The 277-nt window shown below is 61.0% G+C and carries 1 protein-coding gene; it reads left to right on the top strand.

Annotated elements, in window-relative coordinates:
* The coding region (locus SB724_RS19895; protein ID WP_410572537.1) for a 2'-5' RNA ligase family protein at window positions 1-277 on the top strand (277 nt) is incomplete at both ends.

Here is a 277-nt window from a genome sequence, read left to right as displayed (position 1 = left end):
CCGGGAATGGCGGGCCTCGTTTGGCGATCCCATGGCCGAGGTCATTCCTGCCCACATCACGTTGATCACCACAACCCCCACCCAGGACTGGACCGCCACCATCGAGCACGTCCGGCAGGTTGCCCGCTGCCAGGAGCCTTTCACCGTCACCATTTCGGGCACCGGATCATTCCGGCCCGTTTCACCAGTGGTGTTTGTCAATGTCGAAGAAGGCTTCGAGGAGTGCGTGAAATTGCACGAGAAGCTCCAAAGCGGTCCTCTCGAACGGAGCCTTCCG

This window comes from Bacillus sp. SIMBA_031, from assembly GCF_046535225.1.
GTDB lineage: Bacteria > Bacillota > Bacilli > Bacillales > Bacillaceae > Bacillus > Bacillus velezensis.
This window is presented reverse-complemented; position numbering and strand designations above follow the sequence as displayed.